The sequence below is a fragment of the Clostridium sp. 29_15 genome (assembly GCF_001916075.1).
Classification (GTDB): Bacteria; Bacillota; Clostridia; order Clostridiales; family Clostridiaceae; genus Clostridium; species Clostridium lentum.
This window is the reverse complement of the sequence record NZ_MNRT01000030.1, coordinates 12,947-37,209: the sequence shown is the minus strand read 5'-3', so window position 1 is coordinate 37,209 and position 24,263 is coordinate 12,947. Positions and strand designations below refer to the sequence as shown.

The 24,263-nt window shown below is 29.0% G+C and carries 25 protein-coding genes and 8 tRNA genes; 26 read left to right on the top strand and 7 right to left on the bottom strand.

Going from position 1 to position 24,263, the window contains the following annotated elements; all coding sequences use genetic code 11:
• Window positions 1-124 precede the first annotated feature (124 nt).
• From BHW04_RS06445 to BHW04_RS06420, 6 genes are all read left to right on the top strand, one after another.
• The gene (locus tag BHW04_RS06445) at window positions 125-1,462 is read left to right on the top strand and encodes a replicative DNA helicase (protein ID WP_302699229.1); all 1,338 of its coding nucleotides are present in this window, start codon (window positions 125-127) and stop codon (window positions 1,460-1,462) included.
• A 21-nt stretch (window positions 1,463-1,483) separates the two neighbouring features.
• Complete coding sequence (gene proC / locus BHW04_RS06440; RefSeq protein WP_302699228.1) at window positions 1,484-2,287, top strand: pyrroline-5-carboxylate reductase; 804 nt, start codon at window positions 1,484-1,486, stop codon at window positions 2,285-2,287.
• A gap of 264 nt (window positions 2,288-2,551) precedes the next feature.
• Window positions 2,552-3,838 (top strand): adenylosuccinate synthase, encoded by a 1,287-nt coding sequence (locus BHW04_RS06435; protein WP_302623118.1) that lies wholly within the window; start codon window positions 2,552-2,554, stop codon window positions 3,836-3,838.
• A gap of 60 nt (window positions 3,839-3,898) precedes the next feature.
• Window positions 3,899-4,105, top strand: a complete 207-nt coding sequence (locus tag BHW04_RS06430; protein ID WP_022211683.1) for a DUF1858 domain-containing protein — start codon at window positions 3,899-3,901, stop codon at window positions 4,103-4,105.
• Between the two features lie 120 nt (window positions 4,106-4,225).
• Window positions 4,226-4,408, top strand: coding sequence for a DUF1858 domain-containing protein (locus BHW04_RS06425; protein ID WP_022211684.1), 183 nt, complete (start codon window positions 4,226-4,228; stop codon window positions 4,406-4,408).
• A gap of 77 nt (window positions 4,409-4,485) precedes the next feature.
• Window positions 4,486-5,235, top strand: a complete 750-nt coding sequence (locus tag BHW04_RS06420; RefSeq protein ID WP_302631983.1) for an acyl-[acyl-carrier-protein] thioesterase — start codon at window positions 4,486-4,488, stop codon at window positions 5,233-5,235.
• 148 nt (window positions 5,236-5,383) lie between these two features.
• Here BHW04_RS06420 and BHW04_RS06415 read toward each other — a convergent pair whose 3' ends face one another.
• Window positions 5,384-6,628: an NAD(P)/FAD-dependent oxidoreductase gene (locus tag BHW04_RS06415; protein WP_302699227.1), complete on the bottom strand. Its 1,245-nt coding sequence runs from the start codon at window positions 6,626-6,628 to the stop codon at window positions 5,384-5,386.
• Between the two features lie 118 nt (window positions 6,629-6,746).
• On the opposite strand from BHW04_RS06415, the gene BHW04_RS06410 reads away from it, so the two are divergent.
• From BHW04_RS06410 to BHW04_RS06370, 9 genes are all read left to right on the top strand, one after another.
• Window positions 6,747-7,328, top strand: a complete 582-nt coding sequence (locus tag BHW04_RS06410; protein WP_186835620.1) for a hypothetical protein — start codon at window positions 6,747-6,749, stop codon at window positions 7,326-7,328.
• 133 nt (window positions 7,329-7,461) lie between these two features.
• Window positions 7,462-7,536: transfer RNA gene (locus BHW04_RS06405), tRNA-Glu, on the top strand.
• A 74-nt stretch (window positions 7,537-7,610) separates the two neighbouring features.
• Window positions 7,611-7,687: transfer RNA gene (locus BHW04_RS06400), tRNA-Asp, on the top strand.
• Window positions 7,688-7,731: 44 nt separating this feature from the next.
• A tRNA-Thr gene (locus BHW04_RS06395) sits at window positions 7,732-7,806 on the top strand.
• A gap of 6 nt (window positions 7,807-7,812) precedes the next feature.
• A tRNA-Glu gene (locus tag BHW04_RS06390) sits at window positions 7,813-7,887 on the top strand.
• Between the two features lie 42 nt (window positions 7,888-7,929).
• Window positions 7,930-8,006: transfer RNA gene (locus tag BHW04_RS06385), tRNA-Asp, on the top strand.
• 52 nt (window positions 8,007-8,058) lie between these two features.
• A tRNA-Glu gene (locus tag BHW04_RS06380) sits at window positions 8,059-8,133 on the top strand.
• A 71-nt stretch (window positions 8,134-8,204) separates the two neighbouring features.
• A tRNA-Asp gene (locus BHW04_RS06375) sits at window positions 8,205-8,281 on the top strand.
• A gap of 25 nt (window positions 8,282-8,306) precedes the next feature.
• A tRNA-Thr gene (locus BHW04_RS06370) sits at window positions 8,307-8,381 on the top strand.
• A gap of 115 nt (window positions 8,382-8,496) precedes the next feature.
• Here the strand turns inward: BHW04_RS06370 and BHW04_RS06365 are convergent.
• Both BHW04_RS06365 and BHW04_RS06360 read right to left on the bottom strand, forming a co-directional pair.
• Complete coding sequence (locus BHW04_RS06365; protein WP_302699226.1) at window positions 8,497-9,477, bottom strand: ATP-binding protein; 981 nt, start codon at window positions 9,475-9,477, stop codon at window positions 8,497-8,499.
• Entirely contained in the window at window positions 9,470-10,465 is a 996-nt protein-coding gene (locus tag BHW04_RS06360) for a DnaD domain protein (RefSeq protein ID WP_302631617.1), read from the bottom strand. Before BHW04_RS06360 ends, BHW04_RS06365 begins: the two co-directional genes overlap by 8 nt.
• 155 nt (window positions 10,466-10,620) lie before the next feature.
• Between BHW04_RS06360 and BHW04_RS06355 the strand changes: the two genes are divergently transcribed.
• The gene (locus BHW04_RS06355; protein WP_186835618.1) at window positions 10,621-11,760 is read left to right on the top strand and encodes a peptidoglycan DD-metalloendopeptidase family protein; all 1,140 of its coding nucleotides are present in this window, start codon (window positions 10,621-10,623) and stop codon (window positions 11,758-11,760) included.
• Window positions 11,761-11,874: 114 nt separating this feature from the next.
• On the opposite strand, the gene BHW04_RS06350 is transcribed toward BHW04_RS06355, so the two are convergent.
• The 4 genes from BHW04_RS06350 to BHW04_RS06335 all read right to left on the bottom strand — a co-directional run bounded on the left by BHW04_RS06350 (window position 11,875) and on the right by BHW04_RS06335 (window position 14,877).
• Window positions 11,875-13,068 (bottom strand): S8 family serine peptidase, encoded by a 1,194-nt coding sequence (locus BHW04_RS06350; protein WP_302633576.1) that lies wholly within the window; start codon window positions 13,066-13,068, stop codon window positions 11,875-11,877.
• Between the two features lie 89 nt (window positions 13,069-13,157).
• Window positions 13,158-13,589: a DMT family transporter gene (locus tag BHW04_RS06345; RefSeq protein ID WP_186835617.1), complete on the bottom strand. Its 432-nt coding sequence runs from the start codon at window positions 13,587-13,589 to the stop codon at window positions 13,158-13,160.
• A gap of 95 nt (window positions 13,590-13,684) precedes the next feature.
• Complete coding sequence (locus tag BHW04_RS06340) at window positions 13,685-14,134, bottom strand: dUTP diphosphatase (protein WP_186835616.1); 450 nt, start codon at window positions 14,132-14,134, stop codon at window positions 13,685-13,687.
• A gap of 209 nt (window positions 14,135-14,343) precedes the next feature.
• Complete coding sequence (locus BHW04_RS06335) at window positions 14,344-14,877, bottom strand: hypothetical protein (RefSeq protein ID WP_302699225.1); 534 nt, start codon at window positions 14,875-14,877, stop codon at window positions 14,344-14,346.
• A gap of 289 nt (window positions 14,878-15,166) precedes the next feature.
• Here BHW04_RS06335 and BHW04_RS06330 point away from each other — a divergent pair, with 289 nt between their 5' ends.
• The 10 genes from BHW04_RS06330 to BHW04_RS06285 all read left to right on the top strand — a co-directional run bounded on the left by BHW04_RS06330 (window position 15,167) and on the right by BHW04_RS06285 (window position 24,252).
• Entirely contained in the window at window positions 15,167-16,426 is a 1,260-nt protein-coding gene (locus BHW04_RS06330) for a UDP-N-acetylglucosamine 1-carboxyvinyltransferase (protein ID WP_022211457.1), read from the top strand.
• Between the two features lie 16 nt (window positions 16,427-16,442).
• A complete protein-coding gene (locus tag BHW04_RS06325) occupies window positions 16,443-17,234 on the top strand; it encodes an MBL fold metallo-hydrolase (protein WP_302699224.1) in 792 nt (263 codons plus the stop codon).
• Window positions 17,235-17,305: 71 nt separating this feature from the next.
• Window positions 17,306-17,803, top strand: a complete 498-nt coding sequence (locus BHW04_RS06320; RefSeq protein ID WP_302699223.1) for an SEC-C metal-binding domain-containing protein — start codon at window positions 17,306-17,308, stop codon at window positions 17,801-17,803.
• 158 nt (window positions 17,804-17,961) lie between these two features.
• Window positions 17,962-18,432, top strand: coding sequence for an Hsp20 family protein (locus BHW04_RS06315; protein ID WP_302699222.1), 471 nt, complete (start codon window positions 17,962-17,964; stop codon window positions 18,430-18,432).
• A gap of 24 nt (window positions 18,433-18,456) precedes the next feature.
• Window positions 18,457-18,936 (top strand): 23S rRNA (pseudouridine(1915)-N(3))-methyltransferase RlmH, encoded by a 480-nt coding sequence (rlmH, locus tag BHW04_RS06310; protein ID WP_022211461.1) that lies wholly within the window; start codon window positions 18,457-18,459, stop codon window positions 18,934-18,936.
• A gap of 215 nt (window positions 18,937-19,151) precedes the next feature.
• Entirely contained in the window at window positions 19,152-19,820 is a 669-nt protein-coding gene (locus tag BHW04_RS06305; RefSeq protein ID WP_008676418.1) for a response regulator transcription factor, read from the top strand.
• Window positions 19,817-20,827 (top strand): sensor histidine kinase, encoded by a 1,011-nt coding sequence (locus tag BHW04_RS06300; RefSeq protein ID WP_008676419.1) that lies wholly within the window; start codon window positions 19,817-19,819, stop codon window positions 20,825-20,827. Before BHW04_RS06305 ends, BHW04_RS06300 begins: the two co-directional genes overlap by 4 nt.
• Before the next feature lie 93 nt (window positions 20,828-20,920).
• Entirely contained in the window at window positions 20,921-21,703 is a 783-nt protein-coding gene (locus BHW04_RS06295) for an ABC transporter ATP-binding protein (protein ID WP_008676421.1), read from the top strand.
• Window positions 21,669-23,729 (top strand): FtsX-like permease family protein, encoded by a 2,061-nt coding sequence (locus tag BHW04_RS06290; RefSeq protein WP_302699221.1) that lies wholly within the window; start codon window positions 21,669-21,671, stop codon window positions 23,727-23,729. Before BHW04_RS06295 ends, BHW04_RS06290 begins: the two co-directional genes overlap by 35 nt.
• 184 nt (window positions 23,730-23,913) lie before the next feature.
• A complete protein-coding gene (locus tag BHW04_RS06285) occupies window positions 23,914-24,252 on the top strand; it encodes a hypothetical protein (RefSeq protein ID WP_049039691.1) in 339 nt (112 codons plus the stop codon).
• Window positions 24,253-24,263 lie beyond the last annotated feature (11 nt).

Sequence of the window (24,263 nt, the reverse complement as noted above, 5' to 3'; positions counted from 1 at the left end):
GTTTTTTTAATAAATTGCTTGGTAGTTAATATATAAAATTTACTTTAAAAAGTACTACTTATGATAAGGGTAATATATTATAATAGTGTTATTGCAAAAAAACATTTGGAAGGAGGAATGCTTTATGGATGCACCTATGATGAGAAGCTTGCCACAAAGTATCGAAGCAGAACAGTCTGTTATTGGAGCAATGTTGATTGACAAGAATGCTATGGCTAAGGTATTTGAAAAGCTAGAAGAAGAAGACTTTTATAGAGATGGACATAAGGTCATATATAATGCCATTAAAGAAATGTACGCAAAAGATATGGCTGTTGATCTAGTTACATTATTAGAGCATCTTAAGTCTGCGGATATGTTAGAGAAAGCTGGGGGAGTTACATATATATCAGAGCTTAGTGCTTCTGTTCCAACTACAGCTAATTTAAGTTCATATATAAAGATTGTTGAAGAAAAATCTACTTTAAGAAAACTTATAAAGACATCTACATCTATTATTGAAGAAAGTTATAATAATGGTGGTGATGTTGAGAAAGTAATAGATATTGCCCAAAAGAAAATTTTTGATTTGACAGAAAATAAAGATTCTAAAGAGTATGAACCACTTTCATCAGTTCTAGAAAGAGGATTCATAGAAATAGAAAGACTGTTTAATAACAAGGGAGAAATAACTGGAGTTGGCTCAGGGATAAAGGATTTAGATGCCAAGACTTCAGGGTTCCAAAAAGGAGATATGGTTCTTATTGCAGCGAGACCTTCCATGGGGAAAACTACATTTTCACTGAATATTGCAGAAAATGCAGCATTGAAAGAAGGAAAAAGCGTAGTGATATTTTCACTGGAAATGTCAAAGGAACAATTGGCTTATAAGCTTTTATGTTCCCAAGCTAATATTGATATGCTAAAACTTAGAACAGGTAATTTAGATGATGATGACTGGGAAAGGATTGCCCGTGCTACAGGACCGCTTTCAAAGGCTAGAATTTACATAGATGATACAGCTGGTATTACAGTTATGGAAATGAGATCTAAATGTAGAAAGATTAAGATGGAGCATGGAATTGATATGATTCTAATAGACTACTTACAACTTATGTCTGGTAGCTCAGCAAGAGATAATAGACAACAAGAAGTATCAGAAATTTCTAGATCTATTAAGGCACTAGCTAAAGAAATGGAATGTCCAGTAATAGCGCTATCACAGTTATCTCGTGCACCTGAGCAGAGAGCTGACCATAGACCTATGCTTTCTGATTTAAGAGAGTCAGGATCAATTGAGCAGGATGCCGATGTTGTTATGTTCTTATATAGAGATGAATACTATAATAAAGAAACTGAACAAAAGAATATTGGTGAATGTATTATAGCTAAGCAAAGAAATGGCCCAGTTGGAACAGTTAAAATGGCATGGATTGGAGCTCACTCTAAGTTTGCAGATTTAGATTTAGTTCATTCAGAATAGATAGAAGAGGTGTGGATTTTAATGAAAAATAAGATGATTGGTTTTATAGGATGTGGAAACATGGGTAAAGCTATGTTAGGATCACTTATAAGTAGTGGAGAAATAAGAAAAGAAAATATAATAGTTTCAGCTAAAACAGAAGCATCTAAAGAAGTTATAGAGAAAGAATTTGCAGTAAAAGCAACTAATGATAATAAAGAAGTAGCAGCAAAAGCCAATATTATATTTTTAGCTGTGAAGCCTCACTTCTTTAAGGAAGTTATATCAGAAATAAAAGATTTAGTAAGCAAAGATTCAATAATTGTATCTATTGCAGCAGGAATTACTATTGAACAAATAGAAGAGTATTTTGGTTTTGCGGTAAAAGTAATAAGGACTATGCCTAATACACCAGCTTTAGTTGGTGAAGGTATGTCAGCTATATGTAAAAATAAACATATTGATGAAGAGGAGTTAAAAGAAGTTTGTTCTTTATTTAATTACTTTGGAAAATATGAATTATTAGAAGAAAAAGACTTCCATGCCTTTACTGCTTTATGTGGTTCATCTCCAGCATATGTCTTTATGTTTATAGAAGCAATGGCTGATGCAGCAGTTAAGCTAGGAATACCAAGAGTTAAGGCATATAAGCTAGCAGAACAAAGTATATTAGGATCTGCTAAATTAGCCTTAGAAACAGGAAAGCATCCAGGAGAACTTAAGGATTCTGTTTGCTCACCAGGAGGAACAACTATTGAAGCAGTTTTAGAGCTTGAAAGGAAAGGCTTTAGAACTGCAGTTATCAGTGCTATAGAAAAATGTGCAGATAAATCAAAAACAATGTAATGAGCTAGTATTATCTAGCTCCTTTTTTATTTAATTACTAAAAAAAGATATAGTTCGTAAAAATAAAGCAAGTAATTTTATTTAAAAAGGAAAATATAAGATTACTATCTATACAAAGGATTCCTTACGAATTATTAATTATAAAAATAAATAAATATTCGCAAAAATCTTGAAAGTTTATAATTACTTTGATAGTATGAATAGGTAAGAAATTATTAAAAAATTATAAGATAAGGCAATATTTTTAAAAGGGAGGCAGATTTTATGTCAGCATTTATTGTTTTAGGAGCTCAATGGGGCGATGAAGGAAAAGGGAAAATGACAGATTATTTAGCAGAAGAGGCTGAAGTAATAGTCAGATATCAAGGTGGAAACAATGCAGGGCATACTGTAGAAGTTGAGGATAAGCAATATAAGCTTCATTTAATACCTTCAGGAATATTACATGATGAAAAGTTAAATGTAATAGGTAATGGAGTAGTAGTAGATCCAGTAGCTTTATTTGATGAAATAGAATATCTAGAAAAAGAGGGCATAAGAGTAACACCAGAAAAATTAGTTATAAGTGATAGAGCTCACATAATAATGCCATACCATAAGGTTCTAGATAAATTAAAGGAACTTGCAAGAGGAAAGAATGATATAGGAACAACAGGTAAAGGAATAGGTCCTTGTTATACTGATAAATTTGAAAGATGCGGTATAAGAGTTTGTGATTTAATAAATAAAGAAGTTTTTGAAGAAAAGTTAAAAAGCAATTTAGAAGTGAAAAATAAATATATAACACAAGTATTAGGTGGAGAAGCGTTAGATTTTGCAGAAATTTATAGAGAATATAGCAAGTATGCTGAAAAAATAGCACCTTTTGTTAAGGATACTTCAGTAGTAGTTTATAATAATATAAAAGAAGATAAAAATGTATTATTTGAAGGGGCACAAGGAATGCTTTTAGATATTGATTATGGAACATATCCATATGTAACTTCTTCTAATACAACAGCAGGAGGAGTAGCCAGCGGTGTTGGTATAGGACCTAATATGATAACTAATAGTGTAGGGATTGCTAAGGCATATACAACAAGAGTTGGAAAAGGACCTTTCCCTACAGAGTTAGAAAATGAAACTGGTGAATGGATTAGAGAAAAGGGTCATGAGTATGGGGTAACTACTGGTCGTTCAAGAAGATGTGGATGGCTTGACCTTGTTATATTAAAGACAGCTGTAAGAGTTAGTGGATTAACATCTTTAGTTATAACAAAAATTGATACATTAGCAGGATTAGATAAGATAAAGGTATGTACTGGGTATAAGTTTAATGGTGAGATAATAGATTATTTCCCAGCAAGCTTAGAGGATTTAGCAAAATGTGAGCCTATTTATGAAGAATTTGATGGATGGGATGAATCAGTAGCTAAAGCTAAATCTTTTGATGAGCTACATGAAAATGCAAAGAAATATTTAAATAGAATTGAAGAATTAACGGATACAAGAATTTCAATAGTTTCTGTTGGACCAAAGAGAAGTCAGACTATAAGAGTAAAAGAAATATAGTATAATTATAAACTGTGAAGGAAAGCCTATAAATATAAAAAAATTTAGAGGTGATTCTTTATGGTTGATAAAAATAGTACTATAAGCCAGATTTTAGCGGAAAATCCAGGTGCAATTGATATATTTAATAGTTATGGTATACCATGTTATGGTAATATGGAAAATCAATTGTCATCAGTAGAAGATGTATCTATAAGGTACGGGATAAATGTAGATAATATTTTAAATGATGTAAATAGCAATGGGAATAATAGTGGTCTATATTAGTATTTAATTTAGTAGTTAGAATATTATTTATGAATAGTTTATGGGAAAATATTGAAAATAAACTTTATATTATGTAAAATATATACAGTTGTATAAAATTCTATTAAAGGAAGTGAGAAAATGATTACTAAGGATATGACAATTGGTGAAATTGTAAAAAATTATCCTGAGAAAATAGAAGTTTTAGCATCAGCTGGTATGGGCTGCGTTGGATGTCCATCTGCACAAATGGAAACAGTTGAAGAAGCTGCATTAGTTCATGGACTTAATATAGAAGATCTTTTAGATAAACTAAACAAATAAAAGAGAAATAGGTGTAGAAGTAAATCTATGCCTATTTTTATTGCTAAAATAAATACTATTAGAAAGAGGGGATAATTATGGGAATAAGTTATGAAAAGATGTATGAAATTCACTATTATGAATGTGATAAGAATTTAAATTGTACCCTAGAAAGTATAATGAATTTTTTAGGTGATGTAGGAAATAAGCATGCAGAAAGCTTAAATGTAGGGATGGATTATTTAACAGAAAGAAATATTACATGGGTATTTTATAAATATAATATCAAGGTAAATAGATACCCTGAGTATGAAGAAAAAATAAGAGTAAAAACTGTTGCGGAAGAATTTAAGAAGTTTTATGCATTAAGGAGTTATGAAATATATGATGAAAAGAATATTAAGATAGTGGAAGGTAGTGCATTATTCTTATTAATTGACATTGTTAAAAGAAGAGCTATAAAAATTACTGATGATCAATACAAAGCTTATAATGTTGATAAGAACTCTACAACAAAGAAATTAATTGGTAGTCTTGAAAGATTAGAAAAAGTAAAAAATAAAGAATATGTTAGTAATTTTAAAGTTAGATATTCTGATATAGATTTTAATAAGCATGTCAATAATGTTAAGTATGTACAATGGTTTATGGATAGTGTTCCACAGGAGATTAGAGAGGAATATGAGCTAAAGGAAATAGATATACTATTTGAGCATGAATGTTACTATAATGATGAAATCAAATGTGTCTGTGAAATTCATAAAAATCAAGATAATTTATTAGTATTAAGTAATATTCAAGATAAAGACGGTAAAGAATTGACTGTTTTCGTCTCAAAATGGCAATAAAAAAACTCTGGGCTATGGCTCAGAGTTTTTTTATTAATGCTACGCTAATTAGTTAAGTCGCTTCGCTAGTTAGTCACTTCGTTAATTAAGCCATTTATGGCGATTTAATTAAGTGGATTAGCGTAGCGACATTCACTGGTTAACTAATCTACGTTTTGGCTATGCATTCAGCAGCTCTGTGTCCTGAGCTCCATGCCCATTGAAGATTGAATCCACCACAGTCACCATGAACGTCTAAAAGTTCTCCGGCAAAATAAAGACCAGGGATAAGTTTTGATTCTAAAGTTGAAGGATTTACTTCAGTAGTATCTATACCACCAATGGTCACTTGTGCTTGATTAAAGTCATTAGTTCCTATACAAGTAAATTTCCATTCTTTTAAAGTATTTATGAGAGACTTTTTTTCTTTCCAATTAAGTTCATAGCAAGGCATATGTAAATTTTCAATCTTACTTTCTTTTAATACTGTAGGTATAAGTTTTTTATTAATTACACCAATTAAAGCATCAATTATAGGTCTATAAGAAAGCACAGCAAAATGGCATTCAATAAAATCTTCTAAGGATTCAACAGTATATTTTGGTAGCATATCTACAACTATTTCTGTTTTTTTACCTTTGGCTAAAGCTTGTGATGCAAAGCCGGAAAGTTGTAGTATTGGTGGACCTGATATTCCGTAATCTGTGAATAATATTTCACCAAAATATTTACGCTCTTCATTACCATCAATAAGTAAAGATGCATAGCCATCAAATTTTACACCAGACAATGATTTAAGATGAGGATAATCTAGTTTTAACTGAACGATTCCAGGAAGTTGAGGAATTATACTATGTCCTAATTTTTCTGATAAATAATATCCAGTTCCATCAGATCCAGTTTTAGGTGCAGTTTTTCCTCCACAAGTTAAAAGTAGTTTATCACATGTGAATAATTTTAATGATTCATTATTTGTGGATAACTTAAAAACTTTTCCTCTGTGGATATCTTTTACTTTACATTCTGTATAAATTGGAATATTTCTGTCCTCTAAAGCTAATCTAAAAATATCCACAACTGAAGATGCTTGAAGAGATTGTGGATAAAGTTTGCTACTTTGTAATTCTACAATAGGAAGACCTAAAGCTAGGAAGAAATCTAAAGTATCTTTCACAGAAAAACTTTTTAAAGTTTCATAATAAAAATTATCATTATTGCTATGATAATTAATAAAGGGTTCTGTAATAGAGATATTAGAAATATTACAGCGACCATTTCCTGTAGCTAATATTTTTTTACCAATTCTATCAGTAGCTTCTAGTATGGCAACATCTATACCAAAATCTTTTGCGGTTACAGCAGCCATTAAGCCAGCTGCACCACCGCCAACAATTAATAATTCATGATGAATCAAAATAAACACTCCTTAAAGAATAATATCAGTTTTCATTATTCAAAGTTAATTTTATTTAGATTTTATCACAGTAATATAAGTAATTAAACTATGGAATACTAGGTAAGAGGTGATATTATTGTTAGCAAAAATAATTAATAAAGATTTAGAGGAATTTGAAAGAGAATTTAAGGTTCGCAGGATGAATTATGATCAAGTAGTAGTTAACTATCCCAGTGATATTGGACTGAAAGTATTTGATAAAAAAGATGTAGAATATATTAAACAGACAGAAATAGATGAATTCTTAATAAAGTATAGTGATTTTCTAAAAATAAAGCTTAATAGAGGAATATCTATAGCTCTATATAAGGCGTTATTGGAAAGTATAGAAGCTGAACTTGATATTATTTTTGAGAATTTGAATTTACTTAAAGATAAATATGAAGTAAACAAGAGAGGAGTTTGGGAAAAAGAAATATTGGCTGTTATTAATTATAAGATACCAGTAAAGCTTATTACTTCCGGTCAAAATTTTAAAAAAAGTGGATTTAATATATCTATTGAAATAATTGAAGAAAAAGAGTTTTTTGAAATATGTAAGTTTGAAATTAATAAAATTCAAGAAGAAATTAAGGAAAAAGAAAGAATTTTATCAAGATATGGTATGGCTATTGAGAAGATGAAAGACACTGAAAACCTAGTAAAAATGCTGGAGTAAGAGGGGCTTTATGAGGGGATGTAAAAAAAATAAAAAAAATGAAGAAAAAGTGTTGACACTTTTTCGGATTTCAAGTATTATAGTTAATGTGCTCGGGGAAATAACCCTGAAGGACAGAGAAATGAAAAACCTAGGCCCCTTGGTCAAGCGGTCAAGACACCACCCTTTCACGGTGGTAACAGGGGTTCGATTCCCCTAGGGGTCACCATTTTTAAATTTTTGGAAGCATAGCTTACAAGCAGAGGGTCACAGGTTCGATCCCTGTTGTTTCCACCATAATGCGGCTCAGTAGCTCAGTTGGTTAGAGTGCTGGCCTGTCACGCCAGAGGTCGAGGGTTCGAGCCCCTTCTGAGTCGCCATTTAAATTTAAAATGAAAATAGAATAGTTTCTTGGTTATAATATGCTGGCATGGCTCAACGGTAGAGCAGCTGACTTGTAATCAGCAGGTTGTAGGTTCGATTCCTATTGCCAGCTCCATATTATGGCCCCTTGGTCAAGCGGTCAAGACACCACCCTTTCACGGTGGTAACAGGGGTTCGATTCCCCTAGGGGTCACCATTTTTAAATTTTTGGAAGCACTGTTGTTTCCACCATAAATGCGGCTCAGTAGCTCAGTTGGTTAGAGTGCTGGCCTGTCACGCCAGAGGTCGAGGGTTCGAGCCCCTTCTGAGTCGCCAATTTAATTTTAAAAGTGAACATATGAAAACAAATTAGAGAACAAAAGCCTAAGGCCCCTTGGTCAAGCGGTTAAGACACCACCCTTTCACGGTGGTAACAGGGGTTCGATTCCCCTAGGGGTCACCATTTTAAATTTGTTTATGGAAGCATAGCTCAGCTGGGAGAGCATCTGCCTCTGTTGTTTCCACCATAAATGCGGCTCAGTAGCTCAGTTGGTTAGAGTGCTGGCCTGTCACGCCAGAGGTCGAGGGTTCGAGCCCCTTCTGAGTCGCCACTTTTAAAATTTATATAGCATTCATGCTGGCATGGCTCAACGGTAGAGCAGCTGACTTGTAATCAGCAGGTTGTAGGTTCGATTCCTATTGCCAGCTCCAAAGAACTCTAGTTTTTCTAGAGTTTTTTATTTTGCTAAATTTTATATAGTAAACACTTAAATTATACAGAAAAAAAGTAAGAGTTATAATAAACTCTTACTTTTTTTACATTTAATTAAAGTCGTTTTTTAGATATATTCAGCTTTATTCTCACATCATCTCCGTAAAATTTAAATAATTTAAAATTACCAAGCAATCTAGAATATAGTCTAGTAGTATAAATATTTGATATTTCTAATAAATTTAAATTTGTAGAAATCAGCATCTTTTTATTATTTAAAAGCTTTTTATTTATTAAATTAAATAATTCATTAGTGGTAAAATCGGTAACTTGTTCAGCTCCTAAATCATCAATGATAAGCAAATCACAATTAATAAGAAGATCTAATAGTGTAGAATTATTTTCTAAAGCAATAGATCTTAAATCTTTAATCAATTCATCAGAAGTCTTGTAGATTACTAAATATCCTTTATCTAATAATTCTTTAGCAATACACCATGATAAGAAGGTTTTACCTGTACCTGACTCACCATAAAATAATAAATTAGTATTACTTTTTTCAAAGTTAGGAAGATACCCACCAATAATAAATTCATAAATCATTTCCATGTTCTTTTTTTGGGTGTATTTATGGTTGTTATCATAAGTAGAAGAAAATAAATTAATATTAAAGTTTTTAAAATTACAATTATGTAGAGAATTTTCAAGTTCTGAAGTTTGATAATATAATTTAACTAATTTTGATTTATAGCAACTACATTTCTTATTGCCAATAAATCCTGTATCTTTACATTTAGTGCATTGATAATGCAATGTTAAATAGTCCATAGGATAGCCATTAGCTGTAAGTAGTTCATATTTTTTTTCCCTAAGGGTAGTAATATTTTCACGGACAGTATTAAGCTCTTCCTCAGGAATGCCACGTAAAATTGACATTGGTAAAGAGATAGAAAGCTTTTGGATTTCATTATCTAGTTCCATAACTTTTGGAACTGTAAGCTTGATTTCTTCTTTTCTATTTCTTAAGGCTTTCTTTTCATCTTCTTGTATTTTTTCGTATAGTTCAGTTATTTTTTGTTGATATCCTTTAATCATTATCATACCATCCTAATAATTCTTGTTCTAAAGTATCATGAGCTTTAGCAGCCGTTACATTAATATTAGAGTTATTCATCCTCTTACTATTATTACTTGTATAATTACTTTTATTTATAGATGAAGGTGCTAGTTTATTTTCTTTTTCAGCAATTGCTTCAAGAGTTTTTAAATTATTTTTGTTCCAGTTAGATAAAATTCCATCTATATATTTAAATTCAGCTCTATTTAATCTTTTGAAGCATCTATTACAAGCTTCTTCTATTACTGGAATAGGAAAGTTAAATTTCATAATCCATTTTTCTAGCATTTCTTCTTGTGGCTTCATGATTTCAGTATTAGTAATTCCTAGGTATTTTAATATATGGCGTATTTTCACCCATTTATCTTCATTCATAGTGATATAATGCTGAGCTTGTTCTAGCGTTGTAATTTTCATTTCATGCCACGATTGAGCTATTTTATTTAAATATCTATAATCGGTTTTACCACGTTGAATATAATATTCTAATAAAAGAAGAGTCAATTCTGTAGATAAATTATAATCTTCTTCCCAGCTTAAATAGTTGGTCATTTCAATAGGGGATAGAGGACGTCCTAAAAGCCTTTCAATATCTGTTAACATATCTTTTCTTGAATTATTGTTAAGGGCTTCTAGTAAATTGACTTCTTTATTTTGAGTATTATCTTCTTTCGATAAATCTACAAACTCTATATTAAAATTTCCCATTTTATCTATAGGAACTAATTCAATTACACCTTCATCATTCCAATAATTAATAGCATTTATGACATCAGATTCTAATATGTTAAGATTTGCACCTATAATAGATGAACTAACTCCCATTTCGCCTGCAACATTATATTTAAGAAGTAGTAGATATACCTTGACGAATTCACCACGGGCATTAGGCATATATTTCTCTATAAATATGTTACTTACAGGAGTAAAGTTTATATGTTTATTTTTTAGCATAAATGTGCTCATAATTTTTCGCTACCTTTCTTGGTGTAATAACTAGATTAATTATAACAAAGCTAAATAAAAGCCTCAACTAAGCTTAGTAATATTAATTATGAATAATAACTTTTAAAATGGGAAAATTAATTGATGTGCTGAAAAGTTACAAAGGAGGAGTAGTAATGGACTCAAAACAAAAAGATGATATAAAGTCAGTGCTCAAATATACTATAGCTATAATTTGTACTATTTTTCTAGTATTTGCAACAAAAGAAATAATTATTAAAAATATAGATATATATTCTTTAGAAAATGATACAGTTGTAGGAGTGTTAAGTGGAAATACCATCAATAACAATGCTTTGGATGATTTAAGCACTATAAAATGTATGGCTTCATCAGCAGCTATAATAGTTGATAGTTTTAATATAGAAGTTAATGGTTATAAGATACAAGTAGCAGATAGTGTTTTTGGTTATGTTAGCAATAAAGAAGAGCGTGATGAAATATTGCAAAAGGTCTGTTTAAGCTATATAAATGAATTAGGTATTGATAGTAAAAATGTATTAAAGGTATACGTAAATAATAATTTAAAAGCAATTCCTGAAAAAGTAAGTATAGCAAAGTTAGAGAGCAGTGTAGAAATTGCTGAAAATTTATATGATGCAGTGGTAATAAATGAAAATCTTTTAAATATGGAAATGGAAGTTATCAATAATCATGAAGAAATCATTGCACCAGCAGTAGTGGAAGAAAAAAGTGATGAATTATATATGGGTGAAAGTATTTTAGAAGAAGGGGGATGTGGAAAGAAGGTTATATATACTAAAGAGCATTATAGTGGCATTAATAAAATCTCAGAAGATATAATCAATGAAGTAGTGATTAAGGAAGCAAAACCAAGTGTAGTAAAAAAAGGTGTAAAAAATCCCTATTATGATGGAATTAGATTTTTAAATAATCCACTTAAAGATGCAGTTCTTACTTCAATATTTGGCGAAGCAAGAACTAGTAGTTATCATAAGGGAATTGATTTAGCTAAGAATTTAGGTGAGGAAGTACATAGTGCTTATGAGGGAACAGTAATATTTTCTGATTATAATAATGGTGGATATGGCAACTTGGTAATAGTCCAACATGAAAATGATATGCAGACATATTATGCTCATTTAAATGAGATATATGTTTCAAAAGGACAGTATATAGGAACAGAAGAAGTATTAGGGACTGTTGGTACAACTGGATATAGTACAGGGCCTCACCTTCATTTTGAACTAAGAGTAGGGGGGAATCCTGTGGATCCAACTCAATATATATTATGAATTTAGTTTCAGTATTATCGTAAATTAGAGAGTGTAAAAGCTAAAAGAGGATGTCGCATTAAGAATAAATAATACAATATATTGTATATAAAATTTTTAGTGCGACATCCCCTTTTACTTTAGAAGTTTAGTTAAGTTTATTTTACCATAGCCCTGTTTATAGGTTTCAATATCCATAACATCGGCATTTAATTTTAACATGGAGATTACATCATCAAAAGTTAAATCAGGTTTTTTTTCATATAAAAGTGCACATACACCTGAAATAAAAGCAGCAGAAAGGGAGGTGCCAGAAAAGGACTTATAAGAGGAATCAAGTTTAGGGGCATACATTTTTATATTATTCTTTTCAGGAACAAAAGATATATTACTATTAAGAGAAACAATATCTACACAAGCAGCAGAAAAATTAGGCTTGATATCTTTTTTTACATCTCCACAAGAAGAATAAGCATATGATTTTGTTTCACCAGAAGTATCAAGTCCAGCAACAGTTATGCAGTGTGGACTTAATGCAGGACCAGTAATGGTGCTAGCTTCATCTCTGTTACTGCCACTAGGAAGAACAGGAATAATTGATGAGTTTACAGCTTTAGTAAAAATATTATCAAATAGAGTATATATAAAATTATTAAAGGTCAATAATTCAAACGGAAGACATAAGATACGTATATTATATTGATCCTTTAAAAGAATAAGTTCTTCAATAGAAAATAACACATCAGATACCAATCCTTTACCAAGCTTATCAAATGCTTTGAAAACATGAAGTTCAGAGTTAGTAGCTATTCCTTTATAGATACCATTTGACGATTCACCATTGCCTGCAATTATTCCGCAGATGCTAGTACCATGGCCATTGTCATCATAAGGGTTAGTAAAGGAATTGATTAAATCAACAAAAGTATGAATTCGATTTTGAGGAAGAGTTAAATCTTTATGAGGATAAACACCTGTATCTACTACACCAATTCCTATATTTTTGCCGCTTAAAGAAGTATTTGTGTGGAGCCTTATTTTGTTGGCTGACAGTACGCTCATGCCACAAAGAAATAAATATTGATCAAGACATATATATTGAATTTCAGGATATTCTAATAATCTTTCTATTGATTTTGAATTCAATTTTACACATATAATATTACAGCTTTCGATTTTTCTTACGATAATACCTTTATAAGACAAAACTTTTTTTATTATAAAATCTGGAAATTTGACATATTTAATCAATATTCTATGATTCTTATTAGGATATAAAACCATAATAGCTTTTAAATCAGGATCAATTTTCTTATTAAAAGAGAACATAAAATACCTCTGTAATTAATCTTAGTATTATATTATAAGAATATGACTAAATTTGTTAATAGATTAGAAGAATACCCGAAATAAGAAAGCTAATGCTTCCATTTAAGAATAATAATACCTAATATCATCAATCCTAAACCTAAAAATTGCGAAAATGAAAAAGATATTTTTTCGCTACCAAATAAGCCAAAGGCATTAATTATTCCAGCAGCAGCAAGCTGAGCTATTAAAATAGTACCTATTCCTATGGTAGTTCCCAATGATTTTATGCTAAGCATCACTGTAAGTGTAATTATAATTCCTAGTACTCCACCAAGAAGATAAAGTTTATTTACTTCTTTAATGGATTTAAAGTCACCCTTACCCCAAAATAGTACTAGGATAATAGCTATGACTAAGGCAGAACCATGAACAACTACATTAGTTTCCATATCACCAATCCTTTCACTTACACGAGTGTTAAATACACCTTGAATGCTCATGGCAATACCAGAAATAATGGCACTTATAAAACCAAACATATTACATCACCTCAAAGATATTGTGCCAAATAATTTCATATTTAATGTATTTTAAAGATTAAAAAAAGGCATTTGCAATAAGCAAATACCCAATATTATTCGAAAGCTTTATTAATTTGTTCTTCATCGTATCCTAAAGTGACACCTAAGCTTAATACATCTTCTAAAAGTGTATTAAAATGGTCCGTTGAAGGGGATATAATCAAATCATTTATATCAATAAATAGATTTAAAAATTGATCACTTAAGCAGTAATCGCTAGGTCTTAAATTTAATTCATAGGAACTCAAATAGTTCTTGTAAAGCCCTAAATTAATGACATGGGCTAGAAAATCAATATATTTTTCAAATATAACATCATGATTTAATTGGGATTTATTATCAATCCAATATTTATAGCAGCTTGTTTCTTGAGCTAGAAAACTAAGCTTCACTTGTAACTCTAAATGTTTTCTGGCAGCAAGCTTGTAGTCAGATAAGCTGGTATCTATTATTTTTTTAGCGGATTTATCTTTTTGATATTCTGCAAGTGATAAAATGTTCATAATTTATCCTCCTATAGGATTATATTAAAATAATATCATTAATCTAACTATATTTTACAAAAACATTTGATGATTGAAAAGGTTAGTAAACGAATACAAAAAATAAAATTTTGAAAATTTCGAAAAAATAAAAAAATACCATGAAAAATAGACCAATATAGATTCATAATATCTATATATGGAATATTTTTCACGGAAGTTTAAATTTATTAGAAATGCTTTAATGGATATGTTTGAATTAAAATTTCTCTTCTATTGTTAGAAATCTTCCAAAGTTCTAATCTATTAACTTTTAGAGTTGATAAATTAGACTTTAATTCAGTTGGTCCATCAATTTTTTTAACTTCTTTATTAAAGTAGTTCATATTAGCTAGAGTTAGGTGAATATTTTCATTTGCATTTAAACTTTTAGTATTAAATCCATGCAGTTTAAGGTTATCAGATAATAATCTACTTAATTTTTTAATATATCCTATATCATTTACTTGTAAATTTAAAGTTTTACTAGTATCAGACACACTAACTTTTGAAGATAATTCCACTTTAAAAAATTTATATGGTTTAAGAATTTTGTCTATAACAAGATTTAATTTATCAATGTTAGGGTTTTCTAATACCTCTAGAGGAATATAAGGAATAGGAGAATTCCTATTGGCTTTATATCTCTTAGAAAGATTCTTTTGAATTGGACTTAAGTTTTTGTATGATTCATCATCAAACAAAGCTACTAAATAATATTTCATAAATATGACCTCACAAGCTAATTTTTATATGCAAACTTTGTAATAAATTATATCACATTACCAATAATATTACCAATTACTATAAGTTTAAATCAAAAGGTTATTACATTGGCTAAATAAACAATATATTGGAAGAAAAAAACCTGTTAACACTGATAGACTTTATGTTATAATGGTTAGAGTTGATTTTATGAAAATGAAAAAAATTGTCTTTTTGATGCAAATATGGATATATTTTACGAAGTAAGGATAAATTAATTATATATAATTTTAGGTAAGGGTGAATAGGATGGAAACATTAATTATTAATGGAGGCGGAACTTTAAGAGGATCTGTCGAAATAAATGGAGCAAAAAACGCAGCAGTAGCTATTTTACCTGCAGCTGTATTAGCAAGTAAAAGTAAATGTGTTATAGATAACATACCAGATATAGAGGATGTACATTGCTTGGAAAGAATTTTATTGGATTTAGGCTGCAGTGTAAAAAAAACTTCTAAAAATGTTTTAGAAATTGATGCTACAGATATTAATACTGTTAATGCGTGTACGGAAGATGTGAGAAGAATGAGAGCTTCTTACTATTTCATTGGATCTTTACTAGCAAGATTTAAAAAAGCTAAAGTTGAATTGCCTGGAGGATGTCCAATAGGAGTAAGACCTATTGATCAACACATAAAAGGTTTTGAAGCTTTAGGAGCTAAAGTTACAATTGAGCATGGTGCTGTTTTAGTGGAAGCAGAAAGCTTAAAGGCAGCAAACATTTTCTTTGATGTAGTATCTGTTGGTGCAACAATAAATGTTATGATAGCAGCAACAATGGCTGAAGGAACAACTGTTTTAGAAAATGTAGCAAAAGAGCCTCATGTAGTTGATGTTGCTAACTTCTTAAACTCAATGGGTGCAGATATTAAAGGTGCAGGAACAGATGTAATAAGAATAAAAGGTGTTAATGAATTAGTTGGATGCAATTATAGTGTTATTCCAGATCAAATTGAAGCAGGAACATTTATGATTGCTGCTGCAGCAACAAAAGGTGATGTTACAATAACTAATATAATTCCTAAACATTTAGAATCAATTAGTGCTAAGCTTATTGAAATGGGAGCTATTGTGGAAGAAGATGATGATAGTATAAGAGTTACGGTAGATAATAAATTAAGAGGTGTTAATGTAAAAACTGCACCATATCCAGGATTCCCTACAGATGTACAACAACCTATGTCAGTATTATTAAGTGTAACAAAAGGAAGAAGCTTAGTTACAGAAAGTATATGGGAAAACAGACATAAGCATACAGATGAATTAAAGAAGATGGGTGCTATGATAAAGGTTGAGGGAAGAACAGCTATTATAGATGGTGTAGAAAATCTTGAAGGAGCCAAAGTAATTGCTACTGACTTAAGAGCTGGTGCTGCAATGGTTATTGCTGGGCTAATAGCTAATGGAGAAACAGAAATAGTAGATATTGAGCATATAGATAGAGGATATCCTCATATTGAAGAAAAATTCAGAAGCTTAGGAGCAGACATAAGAAGAGTAGTAAGATAATTCTGGGGGAATTAAGATGAAATTTTGCTCATTATATAGCGGAAGTAGTGGAAACAGTATATTTATAGCATCAGATAATGCTAAAGTATTAATTGATGCTGGCTTAGCGGGCAAAAAGATAGATGATGCCTTAAAGCATATTGGAGAAGAATCAAGTAGTATAGATGGAATTTTTATAACACATGAACATATTGATCATATAAAAGGTGTAGGTGTTTTATCAAGAAAGTATGATATTCCTATATATGCTAATGACAATACATGGGCTGTTATGGAAAAAAACATAGGAAAGATAAAAGAACATAATATAAGGATAATGGATAGAAGATCATCTATTACAATCAATGATTTAGAAATAAAATCTTTTAATATACCTCATGATGCAATAGCACCAGTAGGATATACTGTATCTTCTGCTGAAAAAAACGCAAGTGTAGTTACGGACTTTGGTGTTTTCACTGAGGAAATAAGAGATAACATAATTGATTCAGATATTATATTATTAGAAAGTAATCACGATGTTAATATGCTTAGAATGGGACCTTATCCTTATAAATTAAAGCTTAGGGTTTTAGGGGAAAATGGCCACTTATCCAATGAAGATTGTGGCAGTGCTATTGTAAGTTTACTTAAAAATGATAAAAAGAAGCAGATAGTGCTAGGGCATTTAAGCGGAACAAACAATCATCCTGATTTGGCTTATCAGACAGTTGTAGATGTACTTTCTGCAAATGGTATAAGGCCAGGGGATGATGTCATCTTACAATTGGCTAGTAGACATAATCCAAGTGAAATAATATTGTTATAAAAATATTGAAAAAAATATGTTACATAAAGTATAATTTTAGTAGCAACATTAAATAAAGAGGAGAAAATACTATGAGTTTATATACACAATGGACAGAAATGGTTGTAGAATATGTAAAAACTAAAGGAGAAAAAGCTTTTTGGGCTGAATATACAAAGGTTGAAACAGCAATATACAAAGATTTATTAGGTAACCACAAAGAAGCTGTAAAGACTACAATTGCTGATTTAGCTAAAAAATATGAAACTTCAGTGGAATTCATCATGGGATTTGTTGATGGAATAAATGATAGCTTAAATAATTCATATGATTTAGAGACTTTAGATGAAAACACAGAATTAACTTTAGATGTTAATTTAGAAAAATTATATTTTAATATGTTAGAAGCTAAAGCTAACTACCTTTATACATTACCACAATGGGATGGAATATTCTCAGTAGAAAAGAGAAAAGAAATTCAAAAAGCTTACAAGACAACAAACATGGTTATCAATGATAACAAGGTTGGTAGAAACGATGCTTGTCCATGCGGAAGCGGTAAGAAATATAAGAAATGCTGTGGAAAGTAATATAAATTATAAAAGAGATTTGATGTATGTCAAATCTCTTTTTGCTAATATTTATCGAAATTTATGTATTGAATAAGAAATACATTACTTTTACTGTCAACTTTAATGAGGCTTTTAAATAAATTATAATAAGAGTTTCAAAGACAGGAGAAAGACAAATGTTTAATATATTTCCATATGTGTTTCAGACAACTTTTAATACCTTAATGAATAATGATTTTATAGATAGTATTATTGATAGCGTTTTAAATAATGAAACTGTTAATAATATGATAAATGAAATAGAAAATATGGCATCTTTAGATATAAATCTTAGTGAAAGGGAAAAAGAATATATAATAAGTGGAAGATTACCAGGAGTTAAGAAGTCAGATATTGATGTAGATTACAATAATAACTATGTAACCATAAAGGTTAAAAGAAATCAGTTTTTTTCTAATGGGCAAAATTTTTCAGTAACAATTATAGGGCCGGAAAATGAAGAAATAAAGGATTTTTATGTAGGAAATGTTGATCCATATAGTATTAAAGCTGTGTTTAAGGATAATTTGCTTACTGTACATGTTCCAAAGAAAAATAAGATTGATGATAAAGTTACTATAATTAATGTAGATTATACAGTTAAATAATGTATAGATTAAGGAGGAAAAATGATGAACATAACAATAATTTCAGTAGGAAAGCTTAAAGAGAAATATTTAAAGCTAGCTATTGATGAATATACTAAAAGATTAGGAAGATACTGTAAGGTTGATATAATAGAGCTACCAGATGAAAAAACACCTGATAATGCTTCAGAAAAAGAAGAACTTCAGATAAAAGATAAGGAAGGGGAATTAATCCTTTCTAAGATTAAAGACAACATGTTTGTGGTGGCTATGGATTTAAATGCAAAACAAATGACTTCTGAAGAATTTTCTAAGTTTATTGAAACACAAGGTGTAATGGGAAACTCCAATATAGCCTTTGTTATAGGAGGAAGCCTTGGTCTATCTCAAAATGTTATAAAAAGAGCTAATCATAAAATTTGTTTCTCTAAAATGACATTTCCACATCAATTATTTAGAGTGATGCTTTTAGAGCAAATTTATAGAGCATTTAGAATAATGAAGAATGAACCGTACCATAAATAAGTGAGGTTTTTACTGAAATTGTAAATATAATAATGTTATAAGATATTAAAACTCTTGTTTGTATTTAAATATACAGGTAAGAGTTTTTTTGTCCAGAATAAAATAATAAAGGTTATTAAAATAAGAAAGTTATATTTATAAAAAATAGAATAATATGGTATAATAAAATATTAGTACTATATATAGAAGTAAGATAAAAATTAATGGAGAAAAATATGATTACGATAATGATAATAGATGATAATGAACAACTTCAAAATGAAATTGGGAATTTATTGACCATAAATGGTTATTCAGTTTTAAAACCAAAAGATTTTGATAAGATACCTAAAATGGTAAAAGATGATAGTCCAGATTTAGTATTATTAGATATAAATCTACCAAGTGATGATGGATTTAAATTATGTACAGAGATACGTAGCTTTTCAAAGGTGCCTATAATTTTTATAACAAGTAGAAATACCAATATAGACGAGCTTATGGCAATCACCTTAGGTGGAGATGACTATATAACAAAGCCATATAATACCCAAATACTTTTAGCTAGAATAAATGCCTTAATAAAAAGAGCTTATCCTAATGATTCTAACTTAGATATTATTGAGTACAATGGGTTAAAGTTAAATATTCTATCAAGTACTATTGAGTATAAGGGAAATAGTAAAGAGCTTACAAAAAATGAAATGAAAATATTGTATTACTTATTAATAAATAAAGAAAAGATAGTATCTAGAGTAGAAATTATGGAATACTTATGGGATAGCTCTATGTTTGTAAATGATAATACTCTTACAGTAAATATAACAAGAATAAGAAATAAAATTGAAGAAATAGGATTAAAGGATTTTATTAAAACTAAAAGAGGACAGGGTTATATAATATGAATTTTAAAGAGTATCTAAAATATAACATAGGAAATATATTGTTAAATATCATGTCTTTAATATTTTTAGAAGTGTTTCTTTTAAGCATAGACAATGAATTAAAACCATTAATAATTATAGCAGTAATTTGGGGGTGTGTTTTATTTGGATATTTGATTATCGCCTATATAAAAAGAAAAGATTATTTTATCTTTGTAGAAAAGTGTATATGCAATATAGATAAAAAGTATTTAATAAGTGAGGTATTAGAGGTACCACCTTTTATTGAGGCAAAGCCCTATTATTTCCTTTTGAAAAAATCTAGTAAAGCAATGAGGGAAGAGATTAATAAAGAAAAATTAAGATTAAAGGATTATAAAGAGTATATAGAACAATGGATTCATGAAGTAAAAACACCAATTTCTCTTATTAAATTAATTGAAGAAAATAATAGAAATGCTAACAGTTCAGCAATACTTATGCAACTGGAAGAAATAGATAGATATGTGGAGCAAGCTTTATTTTATGCAAGAAGTGAAGATGTTGATAAAGATTATCTTGTAAAGGAGATAAGTCTTAAGAGTTGTGTAAACAACGTTATTACAAGAAATAAGCAAGGCTTTATTTTAAATAATATTGATATAGAAATTGAAGACATAGACACAGAGGTATATTGTGATAGTAAGTGGCTTGAATTTATTTTAAATCAAATAATAGTAAATTCTATAAAGTATAGAAATAACATAAATCCAAAAGTTAAGATTTATTTACAAGAAATTAAAAATGGGACTAAATTAATTATTGAGGATAATGGTATTGGAATTTCTAAAGATGAAATAGAGAGAATATTTGAAAAAGGATTTACAGGGAATATAGGTCGTATAAACAGTAAATCTACAGGGATTGGATTATATTTGTGTAAAAAATTGTGTGATAAATTAGGACTATTAATAGGTATAGAATCAGAAATAGATACTTATACAAAAGTTAGTATTACTTTTCCTATGGGAAGTTTTTGTAAGTTCTAAGTTACTAATGTTACAATATTGTCACCTAAAAGTAATATTAAATCGAATCTAGTATGTGATATATAAGTTAAAATATCTTTGAGGTGATAATTAATGAATGAAGTATTAAAAATAGACAATATTGAAAAATACTATGGAAATAAAGGGAATATAGTTAAAGCTATTGATGGAATAAGCTTTAATGTGAAAAAAGGTGAGTTTGTAGGGGTAATGGGACCGTCAGGGTCAGGAAAGACAACATTATTAAATTTGATAGCTACAATTGATGATGTAAGTGCAGGAAGTATTTATCTAGATGGAAAAGATTTAACTGAAATAAACCAGAAGAAAATAGCTAAGTTTAGAAGAGAAAATTTGGGTTTTATATTCCAAGATTTTAATTTGTTAGATACATTAACTATACATGAAAATATAGCTTTAGCACTAACTATAAATAAAACTAAAAAGAGTGAGATAGATAATAAAGTAATAAACGTAGCAAAAGAACTAGGAATAGAAGATTTGCTTTCAAAATATCCTTATGAGGTATCAGGTGGACAAAAACAAAGAACTGCATGTGCAAGGGCATTAGTAACTAATCCTAAACTTATATTAGCAGATGAACCTACAGGTGCATTAGATTCAAAAGCGGCTCAAATGTTAATAGAAATGATATCAAATTTAAATAGAGATTTAGAGGCAACAATATTAATGGTAACTCATGATTCATTTACGGCTAGCTATTGTGATAGAATATTATTTATTAAGGACGGTAAAATCTTTACAGAGTTAGTAAGAGGTACAAATACAAGACGACAATTTTTCAATAAAATATTAGATGTAGTAGCTTTATTAGGTGGTGATGTTAGAGATGTACGCTCAGCTAGCCAAAACTAATGTTAGAAAATCTATTAAAGATTATTTGATTTATTTTATAACTATAGCAATATGTGTAAGTTTGTTTTATGCAATTACATCGCTTTCTAGTTCTGATTATGAATTAATTACAGAAGAATCCTATAACTTTAGAGCTTTAAAGATAATATTACAGTATTCAACTTATTTGATTACAGCAATTCTTATTTTACTTATAGCTTATGTTAATAAATATATGATAGGGAGACGTAAGAGAGAATTTGCCACATATGTGTTACTTGGAGCTGAACAAATAAGTGTATCATTGATGTTTTTTATTGAAACAATTGTAGTAGGATTTTTAGCTATAATAACAGGAATATTGGTAGGAACTTTATTTTCTCAAGCAATTACAGCGATAGTGTTAATAAGTGCAAAGCAGGAAGTAGTCTTTAGTATAAAGTTATATGCTGATACAGTGGTAATTACATTTATATTTTTTATATCTATGTTTTGTATAATTGGACTGTATAATGTTATAGTTTTAAGAAAAATAAAGCTTATAGATATGATAAATGCACATAAACAAGTTGAATTTCAATTTAAAAGAAGTAACAAAGTGTATATAGCAATATTTGTAGTATCAATAATTATGTATATTATTAGTGGTAGCTATACTGTTAAATTAATAAATTCAGAGATTGATTATAGTGTAAAATCATTGATGTATATAGGAATATCTTTGATTACTTTTATAATAGGGACTTATGCATTATTTTATTCAATAGCTTATATTATGATTTATATAAAAAATAAATGCATTAATTTTAAATATGAAGGAACAAATTTATTTTTAATAGGGGCAATAGTATCTAAAGTAAAGACAGCTCCAATATTAATGGCTACAATATCAATTACTTTTTTAGGTGCTATGATAAGTTTTATAATGACACTTGTAATGTCTCAGTGGTCAATGGGATATTTAGATATGAGAGTTCCTTATGATATAGAGATAAGAAATAATTATAGTACTAATTTTTTAGCTCAATCTAATATAGATGATATTAAAGTAATTCCTAAATTAGATTATAGTGAGATTGTAGACTGGTTAAATAATAATGGGAAAGACATAGAGAGTTATTGTCAGGTAGAAAAATATATTATAAGTCACGATGATAATATTAAATCAACTTTAGCAATAAAACTAAGTGATTTTAATAAATTAAGAACCATGCTAGGCTATGATGAAATTAAACTTAATGATAAGGAATTTACAACCCAATGGCATAATGCTGTTAGTGATGAAGTAATAAATAATTATGTAGGCAAAAATTCAAAGCTGAATATCAATGGAGTAACATATAATATTAGCCAAGATTCAAGTTATAAGGAATCTATTGGAGAAGGTTTTTACTTTAATTCTGATAATATTATAATTTTACCTGATGAAGTATGTGATAACCTTGACTTTATAGAAACTAATTTTGTTGCTAATATTGAAAATAAGATGAAATATGAAGAGGCTAATGAATTTAGACAAAATTATATTTATAATTGGTTTAGAAGTAATAATTCTGAATTTGTAACAAAGTATAGTGATGAAAATGACATAATAACATATAGGGTAATTGATATAAGAATCAAATCACTAGAAATTAATAATATTTTAACAACAACCTTAGCCATGAGAATTCTTGGAGTATATTTAGGGATAGTACTTTTAATGATAAGTTTAACTATTTTATCACTTAGCCAGCTTACTGATTCTATTGAGCATAAAGATAGGTTTAATGTGCTTAGAAAATTAGGTGTTGAAGAAAATCAAATAAATAGGATTATTTTAAAACAAATTTCCATATATTTCATAGTGCCTATTGTTATAGCAATGATTGGGGATGCTATATTTATATATAATTATTATCTAATTTATAATGATATAATTACAGTTTTTGTTGGGAATATAGAATTTATTTTAAGTATAATCTTTGGAGTTGCTTTAATGATTGTTATTTATATTTGTTACTTTATAGGAACATATTATACATTTAAAAGAAACATTAATTATTAAAACTAATTGGTAAATTACTTTTAGTAGTTAGTTTTGATAAATAATTGTATTTTAGAACTAAATCTAAAATATAAATATATATTATATTTTAGAATAATATATTTAATAAGACATTACTTATAATAAACTTTTATGTGTAATTAGATTGCATATAGAAGTTTTTATATTTTAGGGAGGATTGATGATGAAGAAGGTTTATAAAGAAAATCAATTACTAGAGGTAAATAATATACCATCAGAAGTAATTGAAAGTATAAAAATAACAATAGATATACTGAATGAAAACTATGGAGCTGATAGAGATGTAGAATCTGATTTAGGTGGATATTTAGTTATAGCAGAAAATATCGTAGATATCGAAATACTGAAACAAGATAAGTTGCAAGGGTTAATACCAGAATATGCTGATATGATTGAGTGTAGTAGAGGGATAAATTATAATTCGATTCTCTATATACTTTCGAGTGATTTTGCAATAGTAGTAGTAACTACAGAAGAACTTTCTAAGTTCCTACTAGAATAAGATAAGGCGGG

Bases quoted from the DNA above. Each gene is read 5' to 3' on its own strand.
- BHW04_RS06445 (WP_302699229.1), top strand. From the start codon at position 125: ATGGATGCACCTATGATGAGAAGCTTGCCACAAAGTATCGAAGCAGAA.
- proC (WP_302699228.1), top strand. From the start codon at position 1,484: ATGAAAAATAAGATGATTGGTTTTATAGGATGTGGAAACATGGGTAAA.
- BHW04_RS06435 (WP_302623118.1), top strand. From the start codon at position 2,552: ATGTCAGCATTTATTGTTTTAGGAGCTCAATGGGGCGATGAAGGAAAA.
- BHW04_RS06430 (WP_022211683.1), top strand. From the start codon at position 3,899: ATGGTTGATAAAAATAGTACTATAAGCCAGATTTTAGCGGAAAATCCA.
- BHW04_RS06425 (WP_022211684.1), top strand. From the start codon at position 4,226: ATGATTACTAAGGATATGACAATTGGTGAAATTGTAAAAAATTATCCT.
- BHW04_RS06420 (WP_302631983.1), top strand. From the start codon at position 4,486: ATGGGAATAAGTTATGAAAAGATGTATGAAATTCACTATTATGAATGT.
- BHW04_RS06365 (WP_302699226.1), bottom strand. From the start codon at position 9,477: ATGATTAAAGGATATCAACAAAAAATAACTGAACTATACGAAAAAATA.
- BHW04_RS06360 (WP_302631617.1), bottom strand. From the start codon at position 10,465: ATGAGCACATTTATGCTAAAAAATAAACATATAAACTTTACTCCTGTA.
- BHW04_RS06355 (WP_186835618.1), top strand. From the start codon at position 10,621: ATGGACTCAAAACAAAAAGATGATATAAAGTCAGTGCTCAAATATACT.
- BHW04_RS06350 (WP_302633576.1), bottom strand. From the start codon at position 13,068: ATGTTCTCTTTTAATAAGAAAATTGATCCTGATTTAAAAGCTATTATG.
- BHW04_RS06345 (WP_186835617.1), bottom strand. From the start codon at position 13,589: ATGTTTGGTTTTATAAGTGCCATTATTTCTGGTATTGCCATGAGCATT.
- BHW04_RS06340 (WP_186835616.1), bottom strand. From the start codon at position 14,134: ATGAACATTTTATCACTTGCAGAATATCAAAAAGATAAATCCGCTAAA.
- BHW04_RS06335 (WP_302699225.1), bottom strand. From the start codon at position 14,877: ATGAAATATTATTTAGTAGCTTTGTTTGATGATGAATCATACAAAAAC.
- BHW04_RS06330 (WP_022211457.1), top strand. From the start codon at position 15,167: ATGGAAACATTAATTATTAATGGAGGCGGAACTTTAAGAGGATCTGTC.
- BHW04_RS06325 (WP_302699224.1), top strand. From the start codon at position 16,443: ATGAAATTTTGCTCATTATATAGCGGAAGTAGTGGAAACAGTATATTT.
- BHW04_RS06320 (WP_302699223.1), top strand. From the start codon at position 17,306: ATGAGTTTATATACACAATGGACAGAAATGGTTGTAGAATATGTAAAA.
- BHW04_RS06315 (WP_302699222.1), top strand. From the start codon at position 17,962: ATGTTTAATATATTTCCATATGTGTTTCAGACAACTTTTAATACCTTA.
- rlmH (WP_022211461.1), top strand. From the start codon at position 18,457: ATGAACATAACAATAATTTCAGTAGGAAAGCTTAAAGAGAAATATTTA.
- BHW04_RS06305 (WP_008676418.1), top strand. From the start codon at position 19,152: ATGATTACGATAATGATAATAGATGATAATGAACAACTTCAAAATGAA.
- BHW04_RS06300 (WP_008676419.1), top strand. From the start codon at position 19,817: ATGAATTTTAAAGAGTATCTAAAATATAACATAGGAAATATATTGTTA.
- BHW04_RS06295 (WP_008676421.1), top strand. From the start codon at position 20,921: ATGAATGAAGTATTAAAAATAGACAATATTGAAAAATACTATGGAAAT.
- BHW04_RS06290 (WP_302699221.1), top strand. From the start codon at position 21,669: ATGTTAGAGATGTACGCTCAGCTAGCCAAAACTAATGTTAGAAAATCT.
- BHW04_RS06285 (WP_049039691.1), top strand. From the start codon at position 23,914: ATGAAGAAGGTTTATAAAGAAAATCAATTACTAGAGGTAAATAATATA.